Raw genomic sequence first — 21,010 nt, forward strand, 5'->3', positions numbered from 1 at the left:
GTTCCAGACTGGGCTTCACAATGCAGGACTTTATTTATTTATCAAAAAATACGAACTAGCTGCATATCACTGAAGCCAGTGTATTTAGAACCTAGGGGGAAGTTAATCAGAAAAGTCCTATATTGACTTTGCAAACTCAGCCGTATTATCAGAGGATTCCTACAGAGCATTATCCCATCTCTCCTGTATTATCCGCAGCCATATCCGTCAACAGGTGAGTGCCATGTTTGCATTTCAAGAAGAGTACCCAATAAGTGACATGGCAAGCATCGCGGCCGCCGAGCTTGCGGTGCCGTTTTATCAGCCGATCATCGGTCAGGATCATCAGGTCAAGGGTTATGAGGTGCTGGCCAGACGCTGGGAGCCGGCCCAGCAGAGCTATCAGGGCATCGACTTTGCTTCCCTCAGTGAGGAGCAATCCCTGCATCTGGACATCGTCATGCTGCGGGCCATCATGCGGGATCTGCCGACCCTGGCGCAGGCCGGCCCCTATCTGCTCTCCATCAACCTCAATCCGGCCTTGTGCAGCCCGACCTATCAGAACCTGTTGCTGCTGGTGCTGATGCAAGCGCGCAAGCTGGGGATCGAGGTCTGGTTCGAGGTGCTGGAACAGGCCCCGCTGCAGCGGCGGCACAGGGCGCTGATCGAGGTACTGCGCAGCCACGGTGCCCATATTGCCTGCGATGACTTCGGTACCCTGGAGTGCAACTTCCAGCGCATGCTGGCGCTGCCCTACGAGGTCATCAAGCTGGATCGCTCCCTGCTGCTGCAAGCCAGCAAGACGCCCCATGCCCTGCGCATGCTGACCGGTCTGGTGGAGTACCTGCAGCGGCTCGGCATGAAGGTGGTGTGCGAAGGGGTCGAGACCTTGCAACACATCGAAATCGCCAACCGGCTCGGTTGTGACTATCAGCAAGGCTACGCCTACGCCATGCCCTCCCCCCTCTCTCGCTGGGCCTGACGCCCTTTTTTGACCGCCGACTCGCGCCGGGGACATTCCCCTGCCAAATTGCATGATGCGGTGAGGGCGAGTACAATCTCGCACCCCGTTTATCCAGTGCATGCTGCTGCAGCCCGGATATGCCGTTATCGGGTCGCGCCGAGCCAGTACCCACTCCCGGCGCAGCTCAACCCATACGGCGCCATCAGGTGGCGCCGTCCTGATTTGCAATCAGATACGAAGAGTCCGCCATGTTTAAACCAGAATTGCTCTCCCCCGCAGGTTCCCTCAAGAACATGCGTTACGCCTACGCCTATGGCGCCGATGCCGTCTATGCCGGCCAGCCCCGTTACAGCCTGCGGGTGCGCAACAACGAATTCGATCACGAGAATCTGCAGCTCGGCATCAACGAAGCCCATGCCCTCGGCAAACAGTTCTACGTGGTGGCCAACATCCAGCCCCACAACTCCAAGCTCAAGACCTTCATCCGCGACATGCGTCCGGTGGTGGAGATGAAGCCGGATGCGCTGATCATGTCCGACCCTGGTCTCATCATGATGATGCGCGAAGCCTTCCCTGACATGCCTATTCACCTGTCGGTGCAGGCCAACGCGGTCAACTGGGCCACGGTGAAGTTCTGGCATCAGATGGGCCTGACCCGGGTCATCCTCTCCCGCGAACTGTCGCTGGACGAAATCGAGGAGATCCGCATGCAGGTGCCGGAGATGGAGCTGGAAGTGTTCGTCCACGGCGCCCTGTGCATGGCCTACTCCGGCCGCTGCCTGCTCTCCGGCTACATCAACAAGCGTGACCCCAACCAGGGCACCTGCACCAACTCCTGCCGCTGGGAGTACAAGGTGCACGAAGGCAAGGAAGATGACGTGGGCCAGATCGTCCACCGTCAGGAGCCCATCGCCATCCGCCCGGACAACACCCTGGGCCTGGGCAAACCGACCGATGCGCTGGTGCTGCTGGAAGAGTCCAACCGCCCGGGCGAGTACATGAGCGCGTTCGAAGACGAACACGGCACCTACATCATGAACTCCAAGGACTTGCGCGCGGTCGAGCACGTCGAACGACTGACCAAGATGGGCGTGCACTCGCTGAAAATCGAAGGCCGCACCAAGTCCTTCTACTACTGTGCCCGCACCGCCCAGGTCTATCGCAAGGCGATCGACGATGCGGTAGCCGGCCGGCCGTTTGACCGCAGTCTGATGGGCACCCTCGAAAATCTGGCCCACCGCGGCTATACCGAGGGCTTCCTGCGCCGTCACAACCACAGCGAATACCAGAACTACGACTACGGCTACTCGGTCTCCGACACCCAGCAGTTCGTTGGCGAGATCACCGGTCGCAACGGTGACATGGTAGAAGTCGAGGTGAAGAACAAGTTCCTGGTGGGCAACAGCCTGGAACTGATGACCCCGCAGGGCAACCTCAGCTTCAATCTGGGGCAGATGCAAAATCGCAAGGGCGAGCTCATCGACACCGCGCCGGGCAACGGCCACGTGGTCTATGTGCCGGTGCCGAAGGAAGTGGACGTTGACTACGGCATCCTGCTGCGCAACCTCGGTGAGCGCCAGGATACCCGTCAGCCGCACTCGGCCGCCTGAGATGGCACTGCTCATCACCGACAAGTGCATCAACTGTGACATGTGCGATCCCGAGTGTCCGAACCAGGCAATCAGCCTGGGCGAGGAGATCTACGAGATCGACCCCAGTCGCTGCACCGAGTGCGTCGGTCACTACGAGAAGCCGACCTGCATCAGCGTCTGCCCCATCGACTGCATCATCTGGGATCCCGCTCACGTGGAGACCGAAGATCAACTGATGGAAAAGTTCGTGCGGATGCACAGGCAGTAACACTGGCATCAGCGTCTGCTCTACATGGACTGCATCCTCCGGGATCCCGTCCATATGGTGGAGACCGAAGATCAGCTGATGGAAGAGTTTGTGCGGATGCACAGGTAGTAAAACATCGGTAATCCGTAGGTCGCTGACGACACATAAAAAAAGCCCCGCTATGCGGGGCTTTTTGACGTTTTGCGCTCACGGTACCTAGATGTATTCCATAAAGACCCGGGAGGTGAGCTTGGTGATGAGCTCGTAGGGGATGGTGCCGATCTGGTCGGCCACCCGCTCTACCGGCAGCCCTTCACCCCACAGTACCGCCTCGTCACCGGCCTTGTCGGTGGCGCCGGGGCCCAAGTCCACCGTGGTCATGTCCATGGAGACCCTACCCACCAGCGGCACGATGCGGCCGTTGACCAGCACCGGCGTGCCGTTGGGAGCCATGCGTGGATAGCCGTCGCCATAGCCGATGGCGATGACACCGAGCCGGGTATCGCGATCCGACACCCAGTTGGCGCCATAGCCCACCGGCTCGCCCGCCTTGTGATCCCGCACCGCGATCAGTTGTGTCTTGAGGGTCATCACCGGCTGCAGGTCGTAATCGGCCGCCACCGTATTGGGGAAGGGGGAGACGCCGTAGAGGATGACGCCCGGGCGGATCCAGTCGCAGTGAGAATCCGGCCAGGCCAGGATGCCCGCCGAGTTGGCCATGGCCCGCTCGCCCAACAGCGGCGCGGTCAGCTGGCTGAACAAGTCGATCTGCTCGCGGGTGGTGGGCTGCTCCAGCTCATCGGATCGGCTGAAGTGGGTCATGATGTTGAACGGTTGAACCACGTTCTTGCACCTGGCGAGCCGCTCGATAAAGGCGGGCATCTCGTCGGCCCGCACGCCGAGGCGGTGCATGCCGGTGTCGAGCTTGAGCCAGGCCACCACGGGGGCAGGCAGATCCGCCTGCTCCAGCGCTTCGAGCTGCTCCCAGGTGTGCACCGCGGTCTGCAGATTGTTGGCCGCCAGCACCGGCAGGTCGGCCGCGCTGAAGAAGCCTTCCAGCAGCACGATGGGCTTGACCACGGCGCAGGAGCGCAGCATCAGCGCCTCTTCGATGCGGGCCACCGCATAGGCATCCGCATCCACCAGGGTGCGGGCGACCGGCAGCAGCCCATGGCCATAGGCGTTGGCCTTGACCACGGCAATGATCTTGCATTGGGGGGCGTGGCGTTTCACCACGGCGAGGTTGTGGCGCAGGGCCGCGGTATTGATTTGGGCGATAGCCGCTTTCATCTGTTTTCCCTTACGAGGGCATGATAACGCGCGAACGCGCCAGGCACCGGGGGGGTGTCAGCCCTTAATTGTCATCGTCTAAGGCCGGACCGGCAGAATTGTCGAACCGGGAAAACTGTTTCTGGATACCGGGAGCAGGCTCCCGGCTTACTTAGTAGTCATCATCAAACGCCGGACCCGCGTAGTTGTCAAAGCGCGAGAACTGGCCCTGGAAGGTGAGGCGAACCCGCCCGATGGGGCCGTTACGCTGCTTGCCGATGATGATCTCGGCGATCCCCTTGTCGGGGCTGTCGTCGTGATAGACCTCGTCGCGGTAGATGAACATGATCAAGTCCGCATCCTGCTCGATGGAGCCCGATTCCCGCAGATCCGAGTTGACCGGGCGCTTGTCGGCCCGCTGTTCCAGGCTTCGGTTGAGCTGGGAGAGCGCCACCACCGGGCACTGCAACTCTTTCGCCAAGGCCTTGAGGGAGCGGGAGATCTCGCCGATCTCCAGGGTCCGGTTGTCAGACAGCGCCGGCACCCGCATCAGCTGCAGGTAGTCAATCATGATCATCGAGAGGCCGCCGTGCTCACGGGCGATACGACGGGCGCGAGAACGTACGTCGGTCGGGGTGAGGCCGGAGGCGTCATCGATGTACATCTTGCCCTTCTCGAGCAGCAATCCCATGGTGGAGGAGAGCCGCGCCCAGTCCTCGTCGTCGAGCTGACCGGTTCGCACCTTGGTCTGGTCGATGCGCCCCACCGAGGCGAGCATACGCATGATGATCTGCTCGGAGGGCATCTCCAGCGAGAAGATCAGTACCGGCTTGTCAGCGGTGAGCGCCGCATGCTCGCACAGGTTCATGGCAAACGTCGTCTTGCCCATGGAGGGACGGGCCGCGACGATCACCAGATCCGAGCGCTGCAGGCCGGCGGTCATCTTGTCGAGATCACCGTAACCGCTCGATACCCCGGTCACCCCGTTGTGGGGCGTCTTGAACAGCTCTTCAATCTTGTCGACGGTCTGCTCGAGAATCAGCTTGAGCGGCTGGGGCCCCTCGTTGGCGCTGCTGCGCTGCTCGGCAATCTTGAATACCTTGCTCTCGGCCAGGTCCAGCAGATCACCGGAGGTGCGCCCCTGCGGCTCATAGCCTGCTCCGACTATCTCGTTGGCGACCGAGATCATCTCCCGCACGACCGCCCGCTCACGCACGATCTCGGCGTAGGCACTGATGTTGGCGGCACTCGGGGTGTTCTTGGCGATCTCCACCAGATAGGCGAAGCCACCGGCCTCTTCCAGCTGTTCGGAGCGCTCCAGCTCTTCCTGCAGGGTGATGAGATCGATGGGGTTGCCCGCATTGGAGAGGCGGGTCATGGCCTGGAAGATCAGGCGGTGCGGGCGGCTGTAGAAATCCTTGTCGATCACCCGTTCGGCGACCCGATCCCAGGCCTCGTTGTCCAGCATCAGGCCGCCCAGTACGGACTGTTCGGCCTCAAAAGAGTGGGGAGGTACTTTCAGCTGTTGTGTCTTGGCGTCTTTTTTCGCCGTCACTTGCTCTGCCATACACATAAAAACCGCAGCGGGAAGGGGACGGGAATTTTACAAAAGAAACCCCGTCATCGCGAGTGCAAATGCACGCTATTCACTTCTGTCAGCCACAACCGCCCTCCTGATGGTTGTTGACGCCGCCTGTCGATGAAATCCGTCTCGCATTCATACAATCATGAAAGGCCAGACCAGGGTCTGATCCTGCGGTTTGGCTCTCGCCTTGTTGCGCAGTTTGCGCTCCTTGCGGCTCGGTCGTCGACTTTTCATGGCCTGTCTCCTCGCAACGCCCCCGATCGGGGCAATCTGTTCATGAATAATTCATGCCAACCATGTTAATCATAGTCGCAAGCTGCAATACAACGAGGGACAGGCAGCCTGCCATGCGCCTCGCTGAGCTTGCCAAAGCAGAGCATGCCCCACCCACTGATGAGAGTGAAAAGAGTCAAAATGAAAAAGATGCTGACCCTGTTTGCCGTGATCCTGGCCATTGGCCTGGGGGCACCCATTGCCGAGGCCAAGAAATTTGGCGGCGGCAAATCCTTTGGCAAGAGCTATAAAACGGCTCCGGCCCAACCGGCCGCCAAACCCGTCGACACCAAGAACCCCACCGTGGGCGCCCAGGCACCCAAGAAGGGCGGCATGATGGGCGGCCTGCTCGGCGGCCTGCTGGCCGGTGGTCTGTTCGCCTACCTGCTGGGCAGCGGCGCCTTCGAAGGTCTGCAAGGGATGGACTTCCTGCTGATCGCCCTGCTGGCACTGGGGGCCGTGTTCCTGATCCGCACCCTGCGCAAGGGCAAGATGGCGGCGCCACAGCAGCAGACGGCCTATGCCGGCTATCAGCCGCCCCAGAGCGCGGCGCCCCAGCAGTTCGAGCAGAACCACAGCGCCCCGCAGGCCACCGGTTTTGCCGACAGCGACGTGCCGTTCCGCCTGCCGCCAGGTTTTGACATGAACGGTTTCCTGGCCGGGGCCCGCGATCACTACCGCACCCTGCAGGAAGCCTGGAACAAAAACGATCTGGAAAAGGTACGCGAGTACGTGAGTCCTGAGCTGTTTGAACAGCTCAAGGCCGAGCGGGCCGAGCTCACTGGTGAGCAGCATACCGAAGTGATGTATGTGGACACCCAGCTGGTGCGTGCCGACTACGGCAGCGACTGGGCACAGGTCAGCGTGCGCTTCAGCGGCCGCTACATGGATCGCCAGGAGCAGGTCGAGGAGGACATCAAGGAGGTGTGGCACCTCGAGCGCAACCTCGCCAAGGACAATGCCCCCTGGCATATCGTCGGCATCGAGCAGCTGTAAACGCGCTTTCCCTGCGATGACAAACAAAGGCGGCCTGCGGGCCGTCTTTGCTTTTTGGCATTTCCAACCCCCTGCACCCGCCCATGCCACCCCTTGTACCGGCTATGAGATTGAGGTGTGATTGTGTAGTATGACCGACCTTTTTTTGTTCAATTGACTCTTCATCGAGGCGTGGCCCATGGCTCTTCCCTTTCTGCGTCGCAGCAACATGCCTCGTCTCCTGGCCAGCCTGCTGTGCTGCGCCACCCTGATCCTCATCTCCCTCGTCACCCTCTACTGGCAGACCTGGTCGATGACGCGCCAGCAGGCCCAGACCGCCGCCGAACGCGCCATGACGCAGATCGACAGCGCGCTGCACCACTCGACCTTGGCGGCCAAGGCGGCGCTGCCGCTGGCCAGCCGTCCCTGCCGCGAGGTGGCCCGCGAGCTGCGGGTGCTGGTCGCCACCTCCCCCTATGTGCGCTCGGTCAACCTCTCCCGCAACGGGCGCCTCTACTGCTCCTCCATCTTCGACGAGATCGATCTGAAAGACCGGCTGCAGAACAGCCAGCACGAGCTGCTCAGACTGGAGGCGGTCACCCAGCTCGGACGCAAACCGTCGCTGCTGTTCTACCACCTGAGCGAGGGGGATCATGCGGTGGTGGTCGCCATCAACCCCTATCATCTGAGCAAGCCGTTGCAGTGGCACCTCGCCGGGCCCCACAGCTGGGTGCAAATCGGTGAGCAGTGGCTCGACCTGCAGGGCAAGGTACACGATGGCCAACCGCCCAGGCTTCGAGGCTTCAACTACCGGCTCGACTCGACTACGTTCGGCTACAGCCTGAACCAGGGGTTCCCGCTGAGTGCCGTGCTGGCCATGACCCTGCAAAAGCAGGGCAGCATGGTGCTGCTGATCCTGGCCCTCGGGGGGCTGGCCGGCCTTGCCACCTACCGCTGGTGGAGCCATATCTCAACCCCGACCCAGGAGCTCAGGCGCGCCATCATCAAGCAGGAGTTCGTGCCCTATCTGCAGCCCATCGTCGTCAGCCAGAACGGCCAACTGCATGGCTGCGAGGTGTTGATGCGCTGGCAGCACCACCGCCAGGGGCTGATCCGGCCGGATCTCTTCATTCCGCTGGCGGAGGAGAGCGGCCTCATCATCCTGATGACCCAGACCCTGATGCAGCAGGTGCGGCTGCAGTTTGCCCCCCACGCGGCGGCGCTGCCGCCCCGCTTTCACTTCAGCTTCAACATCTGTGCCCGCCACTGCCAGCAGCTGAGCCTGCTGGATGACTGCCGCAGCTTTCTCGCCGCCTTCACCGCCAACCCGATCACCCTGGTGCTGGAGCTGACCGAGCGCGAGCTCATCACCCCCAACCACCTCACCGAGCGGCTGTTTGAGGAGTTGCGGCAGATGGGGGTCAGGATCGGGCTGGACGACTTTGGTACCGGCCACTCCAGCCTCACCTATCTGCAGCAGTTTCACGTGGACTATCTCAAGATCGATCAGAGCTTCGTCGCCATGATCGGCACCAACGCCCTCTCCCGCCATATTCTTGACAGCACCATCAGCCTGGCGACCCGGCTGGGGCTGCAAACCATCGCCGAAGGGGTCGAGACCCAGGAGCAGGCCGACTTTCTGGTCGAGCGGCAGGTCGATTACCTGCAGGGCTACCTGTATGGCCGCCCGCTCACTCCGCAGCAATTTCTGCAGCAGCTGAGCCCCACGCCTGCGCCTTGAAGCTCCTCTGACGCCAATGGGGTTGCATTGACACCCATGCTGGCGGAAAATCCCCGCCGCGCCTTCCTCTGCTCTGCCAAATAGAGCAAACGTTTATTTGCTTTATTAATGTGCAGTAGCTCAAAGGAATCAGCTCTGTTTATTTCCAATTATTACTTTTTGCCTAGAATCGCCACACTCCTGTCATGCAGGAACGATATACAGGACTATAACAACAAGAGGAATATTACCGATGAAGAAGACGCTACTGGCCGTCACCGTCTCTATTACCCTGTTCGGGCTGACCGCCTGCAATTCAGAAAACAGCAGCAAGGAACATATTCCGCTGGATCTGACCATTGCCCACATCAATGATACCCACGCCCACCTCGACCCGACCGAAAATGCGCTGGCGATCCAGCCCACCGGCCAGGAGCTGTTCAAGTTCAACGCCAAGCTGGGCGGCTATCCGCGCCTGAAGTTCAAGCTGGACGAGCTGCGCAGCCAGGCCGCCAACGAGGGCCGCAACTTCATGGTGCTCAACGGTGGCGACGCCTTCCAGGGCACCCTCTATTTCACCCAGTTCAAGGGTGAAGAGGAGTCCCGGCTGCTCTCCGACATGGGTATCGATGCCATGGTGCTCGGCAACCACGAATTCGATCTGGGCAACCAGGCTATTAAAGACTTTGTCTCACGGGTGAATTTCCCGGTATTGGCTTCCAATATGGTGAAATCCAGTAGCGCCACCCTGAAGGACAGTGAAAATATTCACGAATATGTCATTAAGGAAGTCAATGGCGAGAGCGTGGGTATTTTCGGGCTGGTGCTGGAAAATATGCATGACATCTCCTCGCCGGATACCGACACCAAATTCCTGCCGATGATTGAGACCGCCCAGAAAATGGTCGATACCCTCAAATCCAAGGGTGCCAACAAGATCATCATGGTCACCCATATCGGCCTGCAAAATGACCAGGCGGTCGCCAAGGCCGTCAACGGCATCGACCTGATCGTCGGCGGTCACTCCCAGACCTTCCTCGGCGACATCACCGAGCTCAACAGCATCGGCTATACCGCCCACAACCAGAACCCGGCCGACGACAATACCTACGCCCAGATCGTCAGCAACCCGGACGGTGGCAAGACCTGTATCGTGCAGGCCGGCGAATGGGCCAAGGGCTACGGCCTGGTCAACGTCTCCCTCAGCAAGGAAGGCCAGCTCACCAAGTGTGAGGGCCGCAACACCCTGATGACCGGCGATAACTTCACCAAGGAAGTGGCCAAGAAGAAAGTGCCGCTCAGCGGCACCGAGCAGACCAACGTAGTCGACTTCATCAACAAGTCCCCGGTCATCGAGATCGTGCCGGAAAATACCGCCATGCGCGATGTGATCGACACCGAGTACAAGCCGGCCGTGGCCGAGCTCGAAGCCAAGATCATCGCCGACGTGCCTACCAAGCTGACCCACGTGCGCGTGCCGACCACCCCGGACGGCGCCGGCCTCATCGATCCCCTGGTGGCCGAGTCGCTCTACTGGAAACTCAACAAGCTCAACACCAAGGTCGACTTCACCATCCAGAACGCCGGTGGCGTGCGCGCCGACGTGAACGCGGGCCCGCTCTCGGTCGGTTACGTGATGGGTACCCTGCTGCCGTTTGGCAACAAGATCGCCGCCTTCAACCTCAAGGGCAAGGACGTTCGTGCCACCCTGGAGTACGCCGTTGACTACTCCATCGGCCTGGAGACCGGGATCGCCGCTTCCAGCGGTGCCTTCCCCTACGTCGGCCACCTGAGCTACACCTACGACGGCAAGCTGGCCAAGGGCTCCCGCATCACCAAGCTGGAACTGCTGGACGCCAACGGTCAGTGGCAGCCGCTGGATGACGAGAAGGTGTACCGGGTCGGTGCCAACACCTACATCGCTTCCGGCAAGGATGGCTACAACGGCCTGCTCAAGCGTGAAGAGCTGCCCAACAAGGGTGACTACGTCGACTCCGGTGTCGGTGAGAACGAAATGTTCATGGAGTACGCCGAGTCCCAAGGCACCCTCAACCCGCTGCCCTACGCGACCGTGACCTACTACAAGCCCTGATCCGGCTCACAAGCTGTTGCAACGGCGCCTGAGGGCGCCGTTTTTATGGCATACTCCCCGCCAATCGATGCCGAGGAGACCCTTTGATGGCGAAGTACGACAAGATTTCCCCCGAGACCCAGCAGGAGGCGATGAAAATTGCCCGTGCCAACCAGAAGCCGGGGCAGACCAAGGAGCAAACCCAGCTGATCGCGCAGGGGATCCAGAAAGGCATAGACGAATACAAGAAACAGATGAAGGTGCGGGCCCGCGAGGCCAGCCGTCAGAAAAAACTGCAGGCCAAGGCCAAACAGTCCCACACAGCGCCGCAGGATGAGGAACCGGACGACATCGTCGAGCTGGTCGAAGTCTCCCGCCAGCATCCGCTGCCATGGCTGCTGCTGGCCATCAGCTGGCTGGGCTTTGCCGCCTGGTTCTGGCTGCGCTGAAGCCCAGGCCGACAAACCTTTGCCCGGGATCTGCTTCACAGCCCGGGCCCTTGTGGCTGGTCATCCCCGCCTCGGGCTGATTAAATCCCGCCACTGCTGCTCACGCCTTTTTTCAGGACACCCGTTATGAACCCGGCTCCACTCTACCTGCTGGCACCCCTGGTGCTGTTTATCGTGACCCTGCTGCTCTATCGCATCTCGCCGCTGCGCGCCGTTGCGGCTGGCAGCGCTCGCTGGTTTATTCTGCCGGCCTTCACCCTCTTCATTCTGCTCATCATCATCAATGGTGCGGCAGACCCGAGCCTGCGCAACCCGGCCTTTCACTGGCTGATGCCGGGGCTCGGCTTCGCCCTCAGCCTGTTCCCGGCCCTGCCCAAGGCGCTGGTGCCGCGCCTGGCCATCAAGGAGGGAGCCTTCGCCGCCCTCGGCCTGATGTTGATGAGCCTGGCCATGGTCTACTGACCGGCTCGCCATTGATGCGAACATGACTCAAGGGGCACTCTGTGACGGGGGCCCCTTGTACAAACAATGGCCTGCAGGCATCTTGGGGGGAGGATAGCCAGCAAGGAGGCCAAATGGACAATCCGCCCGATTTCATGGCGCAGTGGGATTATCGGGATCCCGCCGCCAGCGCCCTGCGTTTTCATGCCCTGTTGCCCGAGGCGCGCGCCGCCGCCGATCTGCAGTACGAGCTGGAGCTGCTCACCCAGATAGCCCGCACCCATTCGCTGCAACGCCAGTTTGCCGAGGCGCACCAGCTGCTCGACGAGATAGAACCCCGCCTCACCGACGCCACCCCCCGAGCCCGCCTGCGCGCCCTGCTGGAGCGAGGCCGTACCTTCAACTCCGCCGGCGACAAGGCCAGCGCCAAGACGCTGTTTGAACAGGCGTGGCAGCTGGGGCTCAAGCACAAGGAACTCTATCTCGCCATCGACGCCGCCCACATGATCGCCATCGCCGCGCCGCTGGAAGAGCAGAGCCGCTGGCATCAGCTGGCGATGGAGCTGGCCGAACGCAGTACCGATCACAAGGTGCGCGGCTGGCTCGCCACCCTCTACAACAACCAGGGCTGGACCCTGTTCGAGCTGGGTCGTTTCGATGAGGCCAGGGGCTTCCAGCAAAAATGTCTGGCCTGGCACGAGCAGCACAACAACCAGGCCAAGGCCTTTATCGCCCGCTGGAGTCTGGCCCGTCTGCTGCGGGCCCAGGGGCAGCATGAACAGGCGCTGGCCGACCTGATGCAGCTGAAGGGTGATATGGCGGCCGCCGGGGTGGCTGAGGATGGCTATCTGTTCGAGGAGCTGGGGGAGAACGCGCTGGTACTGGATGATCCGGCTGCAGCCGAATACTTCTCCCGCGCCTGGTTCCTGCTCTCGCAGGATCGCTGGCTCAAGGCCAACGAGGCCGAGCGGCTGGCCCGCCTCAAGCTCTTGGCCAAGCTCTAGCCAGCAACCGCCACAAACGCAGCGGGGCGGCCCATTGGCCGCCCCGCACATTTATCCCGGGGAAGGTGAGCCCCTCCCGACGCCGGCCTCACGCCAGACTCGCCTCTTCCCAGCCCTGTTTCTTGCGATAGATGGTGGAAGGGCTTATCTCCAGCAACGCCGCCGCCTTGGGGATGTTGCCGTCACAGCTGGCGATGGCCTGCTCTATGGTCTCTTTTTCCACCAGCCAGAGCGGGCGGATCGGGGCATTGGCCACCACCACGGCACCGCTGCCGGTCGCGGCCGCAGCGGGGATCGCCGCCAGCAGGCTGGCACGGCTGCCGTTGAGCGGGGGTGGCAAGATGTCGGGGCTCACCAGCTCGCGATCGTTGAGCACCACTATGTTGCGCACCACGTTCTGCAGCTCGCGCACGTTGCCGGGCCAGGGGTAATCGAGCAGCACCCGCGCCGCCTCGGCATCGAAATCCTTGAAGCGCTTGTTCTCTTCCTTGGCATAGCTTTGCAGCAGGGTTCGCGCCAGCAGCAGTATGTCCTCGCCCCGCTCGCGCAGCGGCGGCAGGCTGAGGGGGATGACGTGCAACCGGTAGTAGAGATCCTCGCGAAAACGCCCCGCCTTCACCTCCAGCAGGGGATCGCGGTTGGTGGCGCAAACGAAGCGCACGTCGACCGTCTCCAGCTTGCCGCTGCCGACCCGCTGCAGGGTGCCGGTCTGGATGAAGCGCAGCAGCTTGCTCTGCAGGTCCAGATCCATCTCGCAGATCTCGTCCAGAAACAGGGTGCCGCCATCCGCCAGGCTGGCCGCCCCCTTGCGATCCCCCTGCGCGCCGGTGAACGACCCCTTCACGTGGCCGAAGATTTCGCTCTCCATCAGGTCGTGGGGAATGGCGGCACAGTTGAGGGCGATGAAGGGCTGCTCGCGACGGGGGCTGCACTGGTGGATGGCCTCGGCGCACACCTCCTTGCCGGTGCCGCTCTCGCCGGTGATGAACACGGTCGCCTTGCTCGGTGCCGCACTCTCGATGATGCGATAGACCGCCTGCATCGGCATGGAGGCACCGATGAAACCGGCAAACGAGCTGCGCTCGAAGTTCTCCCGGTACTGGGCCACCAGCGAGCTGAGTTGCTGGTGCTTGAGGGCATTGCGCGCGGTGGCGCACAGCCGCTTGCCGTCGAACGGTTTGGTCAGAAAGTCGAAGGCGCCAAGCCGCATCGCCTCCACCGCCACGTCCACCGAGCCGTGGGCGGTGATCACCACCACCGAGCAGGGCAGCTGCTGTTCGGTGATCTGCTGCAGGATGTCCATGCCGGACATGTCGGGCAGCTCGAGATCCAGCAGCACCACCGGCGGCGGGCTGCTCAGCAGCTGCGCCAATGCCTGCTGGCCGCAATCGGCTCGCAGCACCTCGTAGCCATCCTGGGCCAGATACTGTTCATAGACCACCGCCAGACTGCGGGTATCTTCCACCAACAGGACTCGAGGTTTGCTTTCAGCCACGGGAGCCATCCTTGCAATTGATTTTGTTGTCTATTTCGGGTGTCGTTCGCCATGTTAGCACAGTTGGCGATACTCTCTTTTATCCCGCCATTCGGGCGGAGTTACAAGTAAAAACGGCTCCCTAAGGAGCTAATGCCAGTCAGTTAAGCCTGACTGGCATTGTTTTTACTAGGTTTTCTCGTCGCATACTTCTGTGGTTTGGCTTTGATGCACCTTGGGTAACTTCGTTCTCGGCGGGCGGGTAACTTGAACTGCTCTGCCTGTTTGTCCAACTCAGCGACACGCCCTGGAACCATGCCCGGTGACACAAACGGCAGGCAACTGAGTTCATGCAGCAGATACACCGATGCCATGTGAAAGCTCAACTGGCTGGCCGTATAGCCCTTTAAGCTCGCCGCCATCCTAACCATCTGATATCTCAGTAGGTTATAGGCCAATACCAAGCCCCATAGCTCCTGCCTTACTCCATCGGGTTTCTTGCTGCGCAGCGTCAGCCGGTGCTGTTGCAGGCTATGTTTCATCTCCCGATAGCCCAGCTCGATTTCCCAGCGATTCTGGTATAGCTCCATCAACTCGCTGGCCGGGAAGCGCAGCGGGTCGGTGAGCGAGGTCAGCACCTGCCGCTCCTTGCCGTTTACCGTCCGGGTCAGCAGCCGGGCTTCGAACTGCTCCGGCAACTCGCTCCACTTCTTCTTGGCCTGCGGACTGGCTCTGAGGCGTACCAGCACATCCTGCCGCCCCAGCTTGCGGATGACCTCGTATTGAGCCCCCTTTTTCAGCGGAATAAGCCAGTGACGCGCTACGCCCTGGCGTTGCCAGGCATGGAGTAACCCCAGTGAGTAGAAGCCCTTATCGAACAGGGTCAGGCTATTATCGGGTGTTTTTTCAATCAGTTGCTCTGCCAACACCATCTCGTTTACCGCACAGGAGTCCATCACTGTCTGGGTCAGCAGATGACTGGTCAGCTCCATCTGACACAACATGCGGACCTGGGGATATTGCGTCTCCCCCTGGACGGTTTTCGACTTGGCAAAGGCGCCGGCATTGTCCGGAGTATCGGGCGTGCGCCAGACCACCCCGTCCACGGCCAGCAGCTGCAAGCCGGCCCAGGTGGGGTGCTGACACTGCTGATGCCAGAGTGTGGCGGTCTGCTGGAACACCTGTCGAACGGCTTGGTCAGCCAGTTTTTGGCGCGCCTGGATGAAGGCGCTGGGGACGACAAACGGCCGGTCGCCGGGTAACAGGATATCGAGCTGGTTGGCCAGCTGGGCCATAGGGACATGACGAAACAAGGACATCCCGATAATGGCCCATAGCACCCGCTCCATGGGCATGCGCCGTCGGCGCAAGGAGACGGAGCCCGTCTCGGCCAAGCAAGCCTGCACCAGTTCAGGTGACAGCAGGTCAGACAGGGACTCAAACTTTCCGGGAGGACAGGCGTGAATGAAGTCGAGAGCTTGGTCGATACGCATAAAAAAATCCGAAACCCAACAAGGAGTTTCGGATTCTTACACAGCCTGAGGATCGGTCAATGGATCCTTAACTGATCGGCATTACTCCCTAAGGAGCCGTTTTTTCAACGTTTTCCGCTTACTTCTTGGCGTTGTCGCCATCGGCAGCAGGCTTCTCGATAGCCAGCAGCTCAACGTCGAATACCAGCACGGCATTGGCCGGGATGGAACCCGCACCGTGTTCGCCATAGGCCAGCTTGGACGGCAGGAAGAACTTGAACTTGGAACCGACCGGCATCAGCTGCACGCCTTCGGTCCAGCCCGGGATCACCTGGTTGAGCGGGAAGGTGGCCGGCTCGCCGCGATCGACGGAGCTGTCGAACTTGGTGCCGTCGGTCAGGGTACCGGTGTAGTGGACCTTGACGATGTCGGTGGCCTTCGGCTTGGCGCCGGTACCCATCTTCTCGACCTGGTATTGCAGGCCGGATTCGGTGCTCTTCACGCCCTCTTTCTTGGCGTTGGCAGCCAGGTACTCTTCACCCTTCTTCTGGTTTTCCACGGCATCCTTGTCAGCCTTGGCCTTGGTCAACTCGTTGATCTTGGCGTCGTACTGCTGCAGAACCTTCTGGATCTCCTCGTCGGTCATCTTGGCTTCTTTGCCCAGACCGTCGGTCACACCCTTGAGGATGACACTGTTGTCCAGCTTGATGCCGAGTTCCTGCTGACGTTCCAGGGTATTGGCGATATAACGACCCATGGAGAGGCCAATTGCATAGCCGGATTGCTCTTCAAAGCTCTTGGCTTCAGCCTTGGGGGCCTCTGCCGGCTTGCTGGCTTCTGCCTTGACCTCTGCGGTATTCGCAGCAGTCTTCTCGTCTTTTTGGCAAGCAGTCAGACTCACGGCAACTGCCGCGGCCAACAGGGACACCTTCAGAAAATTGTTCATCAGTTTCTCCAAAACTCTAAATACCGCTCTCGGTTCCTTCGTGAAATGAGAGGTTTATCGTGATAAGCGCCTTATACTAACGCCGTGATCGCAGGTAACGAAAGCATGAGACAGGAAAAATGATAAAAAGTGCCATTTATCTCGTCGCGATTTGCCTGATACTGACAGGCTGCGAACAGAGCTCATCGCCGGACCGACAACTGACCCTCGCCAACCAGGGGCTGCTGAGCGCCGATCTGGCCAGCAACGGCAAGCAGGCCATCGTCTCCAGCCTGAGCCAGGGCACTGTGGTGTGGGATCTGGAACAGGGCAAGGAGCGCTGGCGCTGGCGCCAGTCCGACAATCCGGACAACTTCATCATCATCACCCGTTTCTCGGCGGACGACAGCCACGCCGTGACGGCCACCCCCGACAGTTTCGGGATCTGGCGCCTGCAGGATGGCCAGTCGCAAGGCTACTATTCGCTTCCTGAATCCAGGCTGAGGGACATCGCCCTGTCGGCCGACGGTCGCCAGGTGCTGATCGGCCGGGAAGACGGCAAGGCGGAAGTGGTGGATACCCGCAGCGGCCGCCGGCTGCAGTTTCTCGGCCACACCGAGCAGGTCAACACGGTGGATCTCTCCCCCAATGGCCGTTACGCCCTCACCGGCGGCAACGACTACAGCGCCTACCTGTGGGATACCCGCTCAGGCCAGGTAGTGTGGCGCTTCAACCACGCCGGTCGGGTGGTGCTGGCCCGGCTCGACCCGAGCGGACGGCTCGCCTTCACCGCCGACAGCCGCCAGGCCAGCATCTGGGATCTGACAACCGGCAAGGAGCTGAGCCGGTTGCAGTTCGATCACCGCTTCGAGGTCTACACCGCGGCGCGCTTTGCCAACGACGGCAAGTGGCTCATCACCGGCGCCCCCTCCCGCCAGCTCTCCCTGTGGCAGGTGAGCGACGGCAGACTGCTGCAGAGCTGGCGCGTCTCGCCCCATCCCAGGGTGAAACCGCCGAGCGCAGTGGTCTACGGCGTGGCTTTGCGCGACAATAGCCACCTTGTCAGCGCCAGCTCCAGCGGCCTGGCCGAAATCTGGACTATCAAGTAAGGACCAAAAGGCCCATGAGTCAGCAATTAAACGATCGCCTCGAAACCCTGGAAAGCCGCCTCGCCTTCGCCGAATACACGGTGGAGCAGCTCAACGACGAGGTCACCACCCAGGGCCGCGAGCTGGATCGGCTCAAGCATCAGATCCAGCTGCTGGTGGACAAGCTGCAGAGCGTGCAGCCGAGCCAGATCGCCAGCATGGCCGAAGAGACCCCGCCACCGCACTACTGATGAGTGCCAGCCATAAAAAAACCCGCGCCAGGCGCTAATGCCGATCAGTTAAGGATCCATTGACCGATCCTCAGGCTGTGTAAGAATCCGAAACTCCTTGTTGGGTTTCGGATTTTTTTATGCGTATCGACCAAGCTCTCGACTTCATTCACGCCTGTCCTCCCGGAAAGTTTGAGTCCCTGTCTGACCTGCTGTCACCTGAACTGGTGCAGGCTTGCTTGGCCGAGACGGGCTCCGTCTCCTTGCGCCGACGGCGCATGCCCATGGAGCGGGTGCTATGGGCCATTATCGGGATGTCCTTGTTTCGTCATGTCCCTATGGCCCAGCTGGCCAACCAGCTCGATATCCTGTTACCCGGCGACCGGCCGTTTGTCGTCCCCAGCGCCTTCATCCAGGCGCGCCAAAAACTGGCTGACCAAGCCGTTCGACAGGTGTTCCAGCAGACCGCCACACTCTGGCATCAGCAGTGTCAGCACCCCACCTGGGCCGGCTTGCAGCTGCTGGCCGTGGACGGGGTGGTCTGGCGCACGCCCGATACTCCGGACAATGCCGGCGCCTTTGCCAAGTCGAAAACCGTCCAGGGGGAGACGCAATATCCCCAGGTCCGCATGTTGTGTCAGATGGAGCTGACCAGTCATCTGCTGACCCAGACAGTGATGGACTCCTGTGCGGTAAACGAGATGGTGTTGGCAGAGCAACTGATTGAAAAAACACCCGATAATAGCCTGACCCTGTTCGATAAGGGCTTCTACTCACTGGGGTTACTCCATGCCTGGCAACGCCAGGGCGTAGCGCGTCACTGGCTTATTCCGCTGAAAAAGGGGGCTCAATACGAGGTCATCCGCAAGCTGGGGCGGCAGGATGTGCTGGTACGCCTCAGAGCCAGTCCGCAGGCCAAGAAGAAGTGGAGCGAGTTGCCGGAGCAGTTCGAAGCCCGGCTGCTGACCCGGACGGTAAACGGCAAGGAGCGGCAGGTGCTGACCTCGCTCACCGACCCGCTGCGCTTCCCGGCCAGCGAGTTGATGGAGCTATACCAGAATCGCTGGGAAATCGAGCTGGGCTATCGGGAGATGAAACATAGCCTGCAACAGCACCGGCTGACGCTGCGCAGCAAGAAACCCGATGGAGTAAGGCAGGAGCTATGGGGCTTGGTATTGGCCTATAACCTACTGAGATATCAGATGGTTAGGATGGCGGCGAGCTTAAAGGGCTATACGGCCAGCCAGTTGAGCTTTCACATGGCATCGGTGTATCTGCTGCATGAACTCAGTTGCCTGCCGTTTGTGTCACCGGGCATGGTTCCAGGGCGTGTCGCTGAGTTGGACAAACAGGCAGAGCAGTTCAAGTTACCCGCCCGCCGAGAACGAAGTTACCCAAGGTGCATCAAAGCCAAACCACAGAAGTATGCGACGAGAAAACCTAGTAAAAACAATGCCAGTCAGGCTTAACTGACTGGCATTAGCGCCAGGCGCGGGTTTTTTTTATCATCGGCAATGCCGTGATCAGTGCTGATGGCCCTTGCCACCGCAACCGCCACCACCGCAGCAGCCACCGTGACCGTGGTCGTCGCCGTGGTCATGACCGTGATCGTGGCCGTGATGGCCACCACCGCAGCAACCACCGTGCTCATGACCGTGGTCGTGATCATGGTCGTGGCCATGATCGTGACCGCAACCACCGGCACCGTGAACGTGGCCGTGGGCCAGCTCTTCGGCAGTGGCGGCGCGCACGTCCTTGATCTCGACCTTGAAGCCCAGGGTCACGCCAGCTAGCGGATGGTTGCCATCCACCTTGACGAACTCTTCGGACACTTCGATCACGGTCACCGGGCGGTGGCCGTCGTCAGTCTCGGCCACAAAAGTATCCCCTTCAGACACTTCCATGCCGTCGAACAGCTCGCCGGGCACTTCCTGCACCAGGTTCTCGTCGTACTGGCCATAGGCCTGCTCCGGCGTCAGGGTGACGTCGAATGCCTCGCCCACGCTGCGACCTTCCAGCTCGGCTTCGAGGCCGGAGACCAGATAACGGGTACCGTGCAGATACACCAGAGGCTCTTTACCGACAGTGGTGTCGATGACTTCACCGTGTTCGTCGGTGACCGTGTATTCCAGCGTAACCACGCTCAGGGGAGCTACTTTCATGTCAGGGATCCTGCGGATAGAAAAAAACGGGCCCAGAATACCTCAAAAAGGCAGACAAGCATATGGTCGGTCCGGCTTCAGCGTGATGAAAAAGCAATCAACAGCGGCCAGCCTGACCGGCGTGCCATCACCTTGAGGCCGGCACTCACTCGGGACGAAACACGCCGATTACCTGTTCCGTCTCCCGGGTCACCTTGTCCACCTCGGCCTGGGTCTGTACCTGGGTATCCCCGCACTCGACACAGGTCACCTTCTCGACTCCATGCTCCATATACAGCATCATGGTGTCCATTTTGCCGCACGCCGGACAGACCGCACCGGCAATGAAGCGTTTTTTACGTCTGGTTTCCATTTTTGTTACCTCCAGGCAGCATCATATCAGGGTTTTTACATGCATCACGCCATCGAATATCAGCATTTTTCCACTTCGCATCTGCAAGTCGGTGCCCGCAAGCGCGTGCCGGTGGGCCAGCTGCTGCGGATCACCCGGGGCGCGGCGCTGCTGCGACTCGGCGCCCATGAGTGGCTGATGCCGACGGGAAGCCACTTCTGGCTCTGTGCCGATGCCCTGGCCGCATTCACCCCGTTGGCGGGCTGCCAGCATGATCTGCTGACCTGCTCGGTACGCGTGGAGCAGCCAGAGCGGGCGGGCTGGCTGCAGCCCACCCCGCTGCTGGCGGCGCTGCTCGACGGCCTGGCCCAGTGGCAGCGCCCCCGCGACTGGCAAGGTGCCTATGGCCACCGCTTGCAGGTGATACTCGACGAGCTGCCGGCCTGCCCCATTGCCCCCCAGCCAGACAATGCCCTGCAGGCCGCCTGGCTGGCGCTGGCAAACGGTCAGGAGGGCAGCGATGCGGCATGGCAGCAATGTCTGGCGCAGCGTGGCCTCAGCGACCCGGCGCTGGCGGGCGACGCGCTGCGCGCCCAGTGGCAGCTGCTGCAGGCAGTGCGGCTGCTCAAGAGCGGCAGCCAACGCGCCCAGGTGGTGAGCAAGCTGGGTTATGGGGATGAAGCCGCGCTCGCCCACGCCTGCCAGCAGTGGCTCGGCACCCCGCTGGAGGCGTTGCAGGCGCGCTGAACACCACGCCCA

20 protein-coding genes are annotated in these 21,010 nt (G+C 61.0%); 13 read left to right on the forward strand and 7 right to left on the reverse strand.

Translation table 11 applies throughout. The features are described 5' to 3' along the window. Nucleotides 1-223: 223 nt before the first annotated feature. The 3 genes from C2U40_RS16845 (at nucleotide 224) to C2U40_RS16855 (ending at nucleotide 2,803) form a co-directional block, all read left to right on the forward strand. Nucleotides 224-961 (forward strand): EAL domain-containing protein, encoded by a 738-nt coding sequence (locus C2U40_RS16845; RefSeq protein ID WP_103828707.1) that lies wholly within the window; start codon nucleotides 224-226, stop codon nucleotides 959-961. Nucleotides 962-1,191: 230 nt separating this feature from the next. After that, nucleotides 1,192-2,553 carry a prephenate-dependent tRNA uridine(34) hydroxylase TrhP gene (gene trhP / locus C2U40_RS16850; protein ID WP_103828708.1) on the forward strand — a complete coding sequence of 454 codons (1,362 nt, stop codon included), beginning with the start codon at nucleotides 1,192-1,194 and terminating at the stop codon, nucleotides 2,551-2,553. 1 nt (nucleotide 2,554) lies between these two features. Further along, nucleotides 2,555-2,803 carry a YfhL family 4Fe-4S dicluster ferredoxin gene (locus tag C2U40_RS16855; RefSeq protein WP_005334896.1) on the forward strand — a complete coding sequence of 83 codons (249 nt, stop codon included), beginning with the start codon at nucleotides 2,555-2,557 and terminating at the stop codon, nucleotides 2,801-2,803. A gap of 195 nt (nucleotides 2,804-2,998) precedes the next feature. Here the strand turns inward: C2U40_RS16855 and alr are convergent, their stop codons facing one another. Then, entirely contained in the window at nucleotides 2,999-4,072 is a 1,074-nt protein-coding gene (gene alr, locus C2U40_RS16865; RefSeq protein ID WP_060388693.1) for an alanine racemase, read from the reverse strand. A gap of 151 nt (nucleotides 4,073-4,223) precedes the next feature. Further along, a complete protein-coding gene (gene dnaB, locus C2U40_RS16870; protein ID WP_103828709.1) occupies nucleotides 4,224-5,618 on the reverse strand; it encodes a replicative DNA helicase in 1,395 nt (464 codons plus the stop codon). 432 nt (nucleotides 5,619-6,050) lie between these two features. On the opposite strand from dnaB, the gene C2U40_RS16880 reads away from it, so the two are divergent. The 6 genes from C2U40_RS16880 (at nucleotide 6,051) to C2U40_RS16905 (ending at nucleotide 12,569) form a co-directional block, all read left to right on the forward strand. Then, nucleotides 6,051-6,905, forward strand: coding sequence for a Tim44 domain-containing protein (locus tag C2U40_RS16880; protein WP_011704944.1), 855 nt, complete (start codon nucleotides 6,051-6,053; stop codon nucleotides 6,903-6,905). Between the two features lie 178 nt (nucleotides 6,906-7,083). Then, the gene (locus C2U40_RS16885; protein WP_024944386.1) at nucleotides 7,084-8,625 is read left to right on the forward strand and encodes an EAL domain-containing protein; all 1,542 of its coding nucleotides are present in this window, start codon (nucleotides 7,084-7,086) and stop codon (nucleotides 8,623-8,625) included. A 232-nt stretch (nucleotides 8,626-8,857) separates the two neighbouring features. Continuing rightward, nucleotides 8,858-10,696 carry a bifunctional metallophosphatase/5'-nucleotidase gene (locus tag C2U40_RS16890; protein ID WP_103828710.1) on the forward strand — a complete coding sequence of 613 codons (1,839 nt, stop codon included), beginning with the start codon at nucleotides 8,858-8,860 and terminating at the stop codon, nucleotides 10,694-10,696. 86 nt (nucleotides 10,697-10,782) lie between these two features. After that, nucleotides 10,783-11,124, forward strand: coding sequence for a DUF2956 domain-containing protein (locus C2U40_RS16895; RefSeq protein ID WP_041216416.1), 342 nt, complete (start codon nucleotides 10,783-10,785; stop codon nucleotides 11,122-11,124). Between the two features lie 126 nt (nucleotides 11,125-11,250). Further along, nucleotides 11,251-11,586, forward strand: a complete 336-nt coding sequence (locus C2U40_RS16900; protein ID WP_005303968.1) for a hypothetical protein — start codon at nucleotides 11,251-11,253, stop codon at nucleotides 11,584-11,586. Nucleotides 11,587-11,699: 113 nt separating this feature from the next. Further along, nucleotides 11,700-12,569, forward strand: coding sequence for a tetratricopeptide repeat protein (locus C2U40_RS16905; RefSeq protein WP_041216415.1), 870 nt, complete (start codon nucleotides 11,700-11,702; stop codon nucleotides 12,567-12,569). 88 nt (nucleotides 12,570-12,657) lie between these two features. Here the strand turns inward: C2U40_RS16905 and C2U40_RS16910 are convergent, their stop codons facing one another. From C2U40_RS16910 to fkpA, 3 genes are all read right to left on the reverse strand, one after another. Further along, on the reverse strand, nucleotides 12,658-14,064 hold the full coding sequence (locus C2U40_RS16910; RefSeq protein WP_043159586.1) for a sigma-54-dependent transcriptional regulator: 1,407 nt from the start codon (nucleotides 14,062-14,064) through the stop codon (nucleotides 12,658-12,660). A 143-nt stretch (nucleotides 14,065-14,207) separates the two neighbouring features. Beyond that, the gene (locus tag C2U40_RS16915; RefSeq protein WP_052816382.1) at nucleotides 14,208-15,536 is read right to left on the reverse strand and encodes an IS4 family transposase; all 1,329 of its coding nucleotides are present in this window, start codon (nucleotides 15,534-15,536) and stop codon (nucleotides 14,208-14,210) included. A 118-nt stretch (nucleotides 15,537-15,654) separates the two neighbouring features. After that, nucleotides 15,655-16,461, reverse strand: coding sequence for an FKBP-type peptidyl-prolyl cis-trans isomerase (gene fkpA / locus C2U40_RS16920; RefSeq protein WP_011704938.1), 807 nt, complete (start codon nucleotides 16,459-16,461; stop codon nucleotides 15,655-15,657). Nucleotides 16,462-16,580: 119 nt separating this feature from the next. Here fkpA and C2U40_RS16925 point away from each other — a divergent pair, with 119 nt between their 5' ends. The 3 genes from C2U40_RS16925 (at nucleotide 16,581) to C2U40_RS16935 (ending at nucleotide 19,227) form a co-directional block, all read left to right on the forward strand. Then, nucleotides 16,581-17,549, forward strand: coding sequence for a WD40 repeat domain-containing protein (locus tag C2U40_RS16925; protein WP_103829340.1), 969 nt, complete (start codon nucleotides 16,581-16,583; stop codon nucleotides 17,547-17,549). Nucleotides 17,550-17,563: 14 nt separating this feature from the next. Then, nucleotides 17,564-17,779: a SlyX family protein gene (locus tag C2U40_RS16930; RefSeq protein ID WP_011704936.1), complete on the forward strand. Its 216-nt coding sequence runs from the start codon at nucleotides 17,564-17,566 to the stop codon at nucleotides 17,777-17,779. 119 nt (nucleotides 17,780-17,898) lie between these two features. Continuing rightward, nucleotides 17,899-19,227, forward strand: a complete 1,329-nt coding sequence (locus C2U40_RS16935) for an IS4 family transposase (protein ID WP_052816382.1) — start codon at nucleotides 17,899-17,901, stop codon at nucleotides 19,225-19,227. Nucleotides 19,228-19,281: 54 nt separating this feature from the next. Here the strand turns inward: C2U40_RS16935 and C2U40_RS16940 are convergent, their stop codons facing one another. Continuing rightward, the gene (locus tag C2U40_RS16940; RefSeq protein ID WP_011704935.1) at nucleotides 19,282-19,920 is read right to left on the reverse strand and encodes an FKBP-type peptidyl-prolyl cis-trans isomerase; all 639 of its coding nucleotides are present in this window, start codon (nucleotides 19,918-19,920) and stop codon (nucleotides 19,282-19,284) included. Nucleotides 19,921-20,065: 145 nt separating this feature from the next. After that, the gene (locus C2U40_RS16945; RefSeq protein ID WP_011704934.1) at nucleotides 20,066-20,272 is read right to left on the reverse strand and encodes a YheV family putative zinc ribbon protein; all 207 of its coding nucleotides are present in this window, start codon (nucleotides 20,270-20,272) and stop codon (nucleotides 20,066-20,068) included. 39 nt (nucleotides 20,273-20,311) lie between these two features. Here C2U40_RS16945 and C2U40_RS16950 point away from each other — a divergent pair, with 39 nt between their 5' ends. Continuing rightward, nucleotides 20,312-20,998 carry a hypothetical protein gene (locus C2U40_RS16950; protein ID WP_103828241.1) on the forward strand — a complete coding sequence of 229 codons (687 nt, stop codon included), beginning with the start codon at nucleotides 20,312-20,314 and terminating at the stop codon, nucleotides 20,996-20,998. Nucleotides 20,999-21,010: the final 12 nt, after the last annotated feature.

Source organism: Aeromonas sp. ASNIH4 (genome assembly GCF_002934425.1).
Classification (GTDB): Bacteria; Pseudomonadota; Gammaproteobacteria; order Enterobacterales; family Aeromonadaceae; genus Aeromonas; species Aeromonas hydrophila.

Coding starts and splice junctions, on each gene's coding strand:
- C2U40_RS16845 (WP_103828707.1), top strand. CDS start 224: ATGTTTGCATTTCAAGAAGAGTACCCAATAAGTGACATGGCAAGCATC.
- trhP (WP_103828708.1), top strand. CDS start 1,192: ATGTTTAAACCAGAATTGCTCTCCCCCGCAGGTTCCCTCAAGAACATG.
- C2U40_RS16855 (WP_005334896.1), top strand. CDS start 2,555: ATGGCACTGCTCATCACCGACAAGTGCATCAACTGTGACATGTGCGAT.
- alr (WP_060388693.1), bottom strand. CDS start 4,072: ATGAAAGCGGCTATCGCCCAAATCAATACCGCGGCCCTGCGCCACAAC.
- dnaB (WP_103828709.1), bottom strand. CDS start 5,618: ATGGCAGAGCAAGTGACGGCGAAAAAAGACGCCAAGACACAACAGCTG.
- C2U40_RS16880 (WP_011704944.1), top strand. CDS start 6,051: ATGAAAAAGATGCTGACCCTGTTTGCCGTGATCCTGGCCATTGGCCTG.
- C2U40_RS16885 (WP_024944386.1), top strand. CDS start 7,084: ATGGCTCTTCCCTTTCTGCGTCGCAGCAACATGCCTCGTCTCCTGGCC.
- C2U40_RS16890 (WP_103828710.1), top strand. CDS start 8,858: ATGAAGAAGACGCTACTGGCCGTCACCGTCTCTATTACCCTGTTCGGG.
- C2U40_RS16895 (WP_041216416.1), top strand. CDS start 10,783: ATGGCGAAGTACGACAAGATTTCCCCCGAGACCCAGCAGGAGGCGATG.
- C2U40_RS16900 (WP_005303968.1), top strand. CDS start 11,251: ATGAACCCGGCTCCACTCTACCTGCTGGCACCCCTGGTGCTGTTTATC.
- C2U40_RS16905 (WP_041216415.1), top strand. CDS start 11,700: ATGGACAATCCGCCCGATTTCATGGCGCAGTGGGATTATCGGGATCCC.
- C2U40_RS16915 (WP_052816382.1), bottom strand. CDS start 15,536: ATGCGTATCGACCAAGCTCTCGACTTCATTCACGCCTGTCCTCCCGGA.
- fkpA (WP_011704938.1), bottom strand. CDS start 16,461: ATGAACAATTTTCTGAAGGTGTCCCTGTTGGCCGCGGCAGTTGCCGTG.
- C2U40_RS16925 (WP_103829340.1), top strand. CDS start 16,581: ATGATAAAAAGTGCCATTTATCTCGTCGCGATTTGCCTGATACTGACA.
- C2U40_RS16930 (WP_011704936.1), top strand. CDS start 17,564: ATGAGTCAGCAATTAAACGATCGCCTCGAAACCCTGGAAAGCCGCCTC.
- C2U40_RS16935 (WP_052816382.1), top strand. CDS start 17,899: ATGCGTATCGACCAAGCTCTCGACTTCATTCACGCCTGTCCTCCCGGA.
- C2U40_RS16940 (WP_011704935.1), bottom strand. CDS start 19,920: ATGAAAGTAGCTCCCCTGAGCGTGGTTACGCTGGAATACACGGTCACC.
- C2U40_RS16945 (WP_011704934.1), bottom strand. CDS start 20,272: ATGGAAACCAGACGTAAAAAACGCTTCATTGCCGGTGCGGTCTGTCCG.
- C2U40_RS16950 (WP_103828241.1), top strand. CDS start 20,312: ATGCATCACGCCATCGAATATCAGCATTTTTCCACTTCGCATCTGCAA.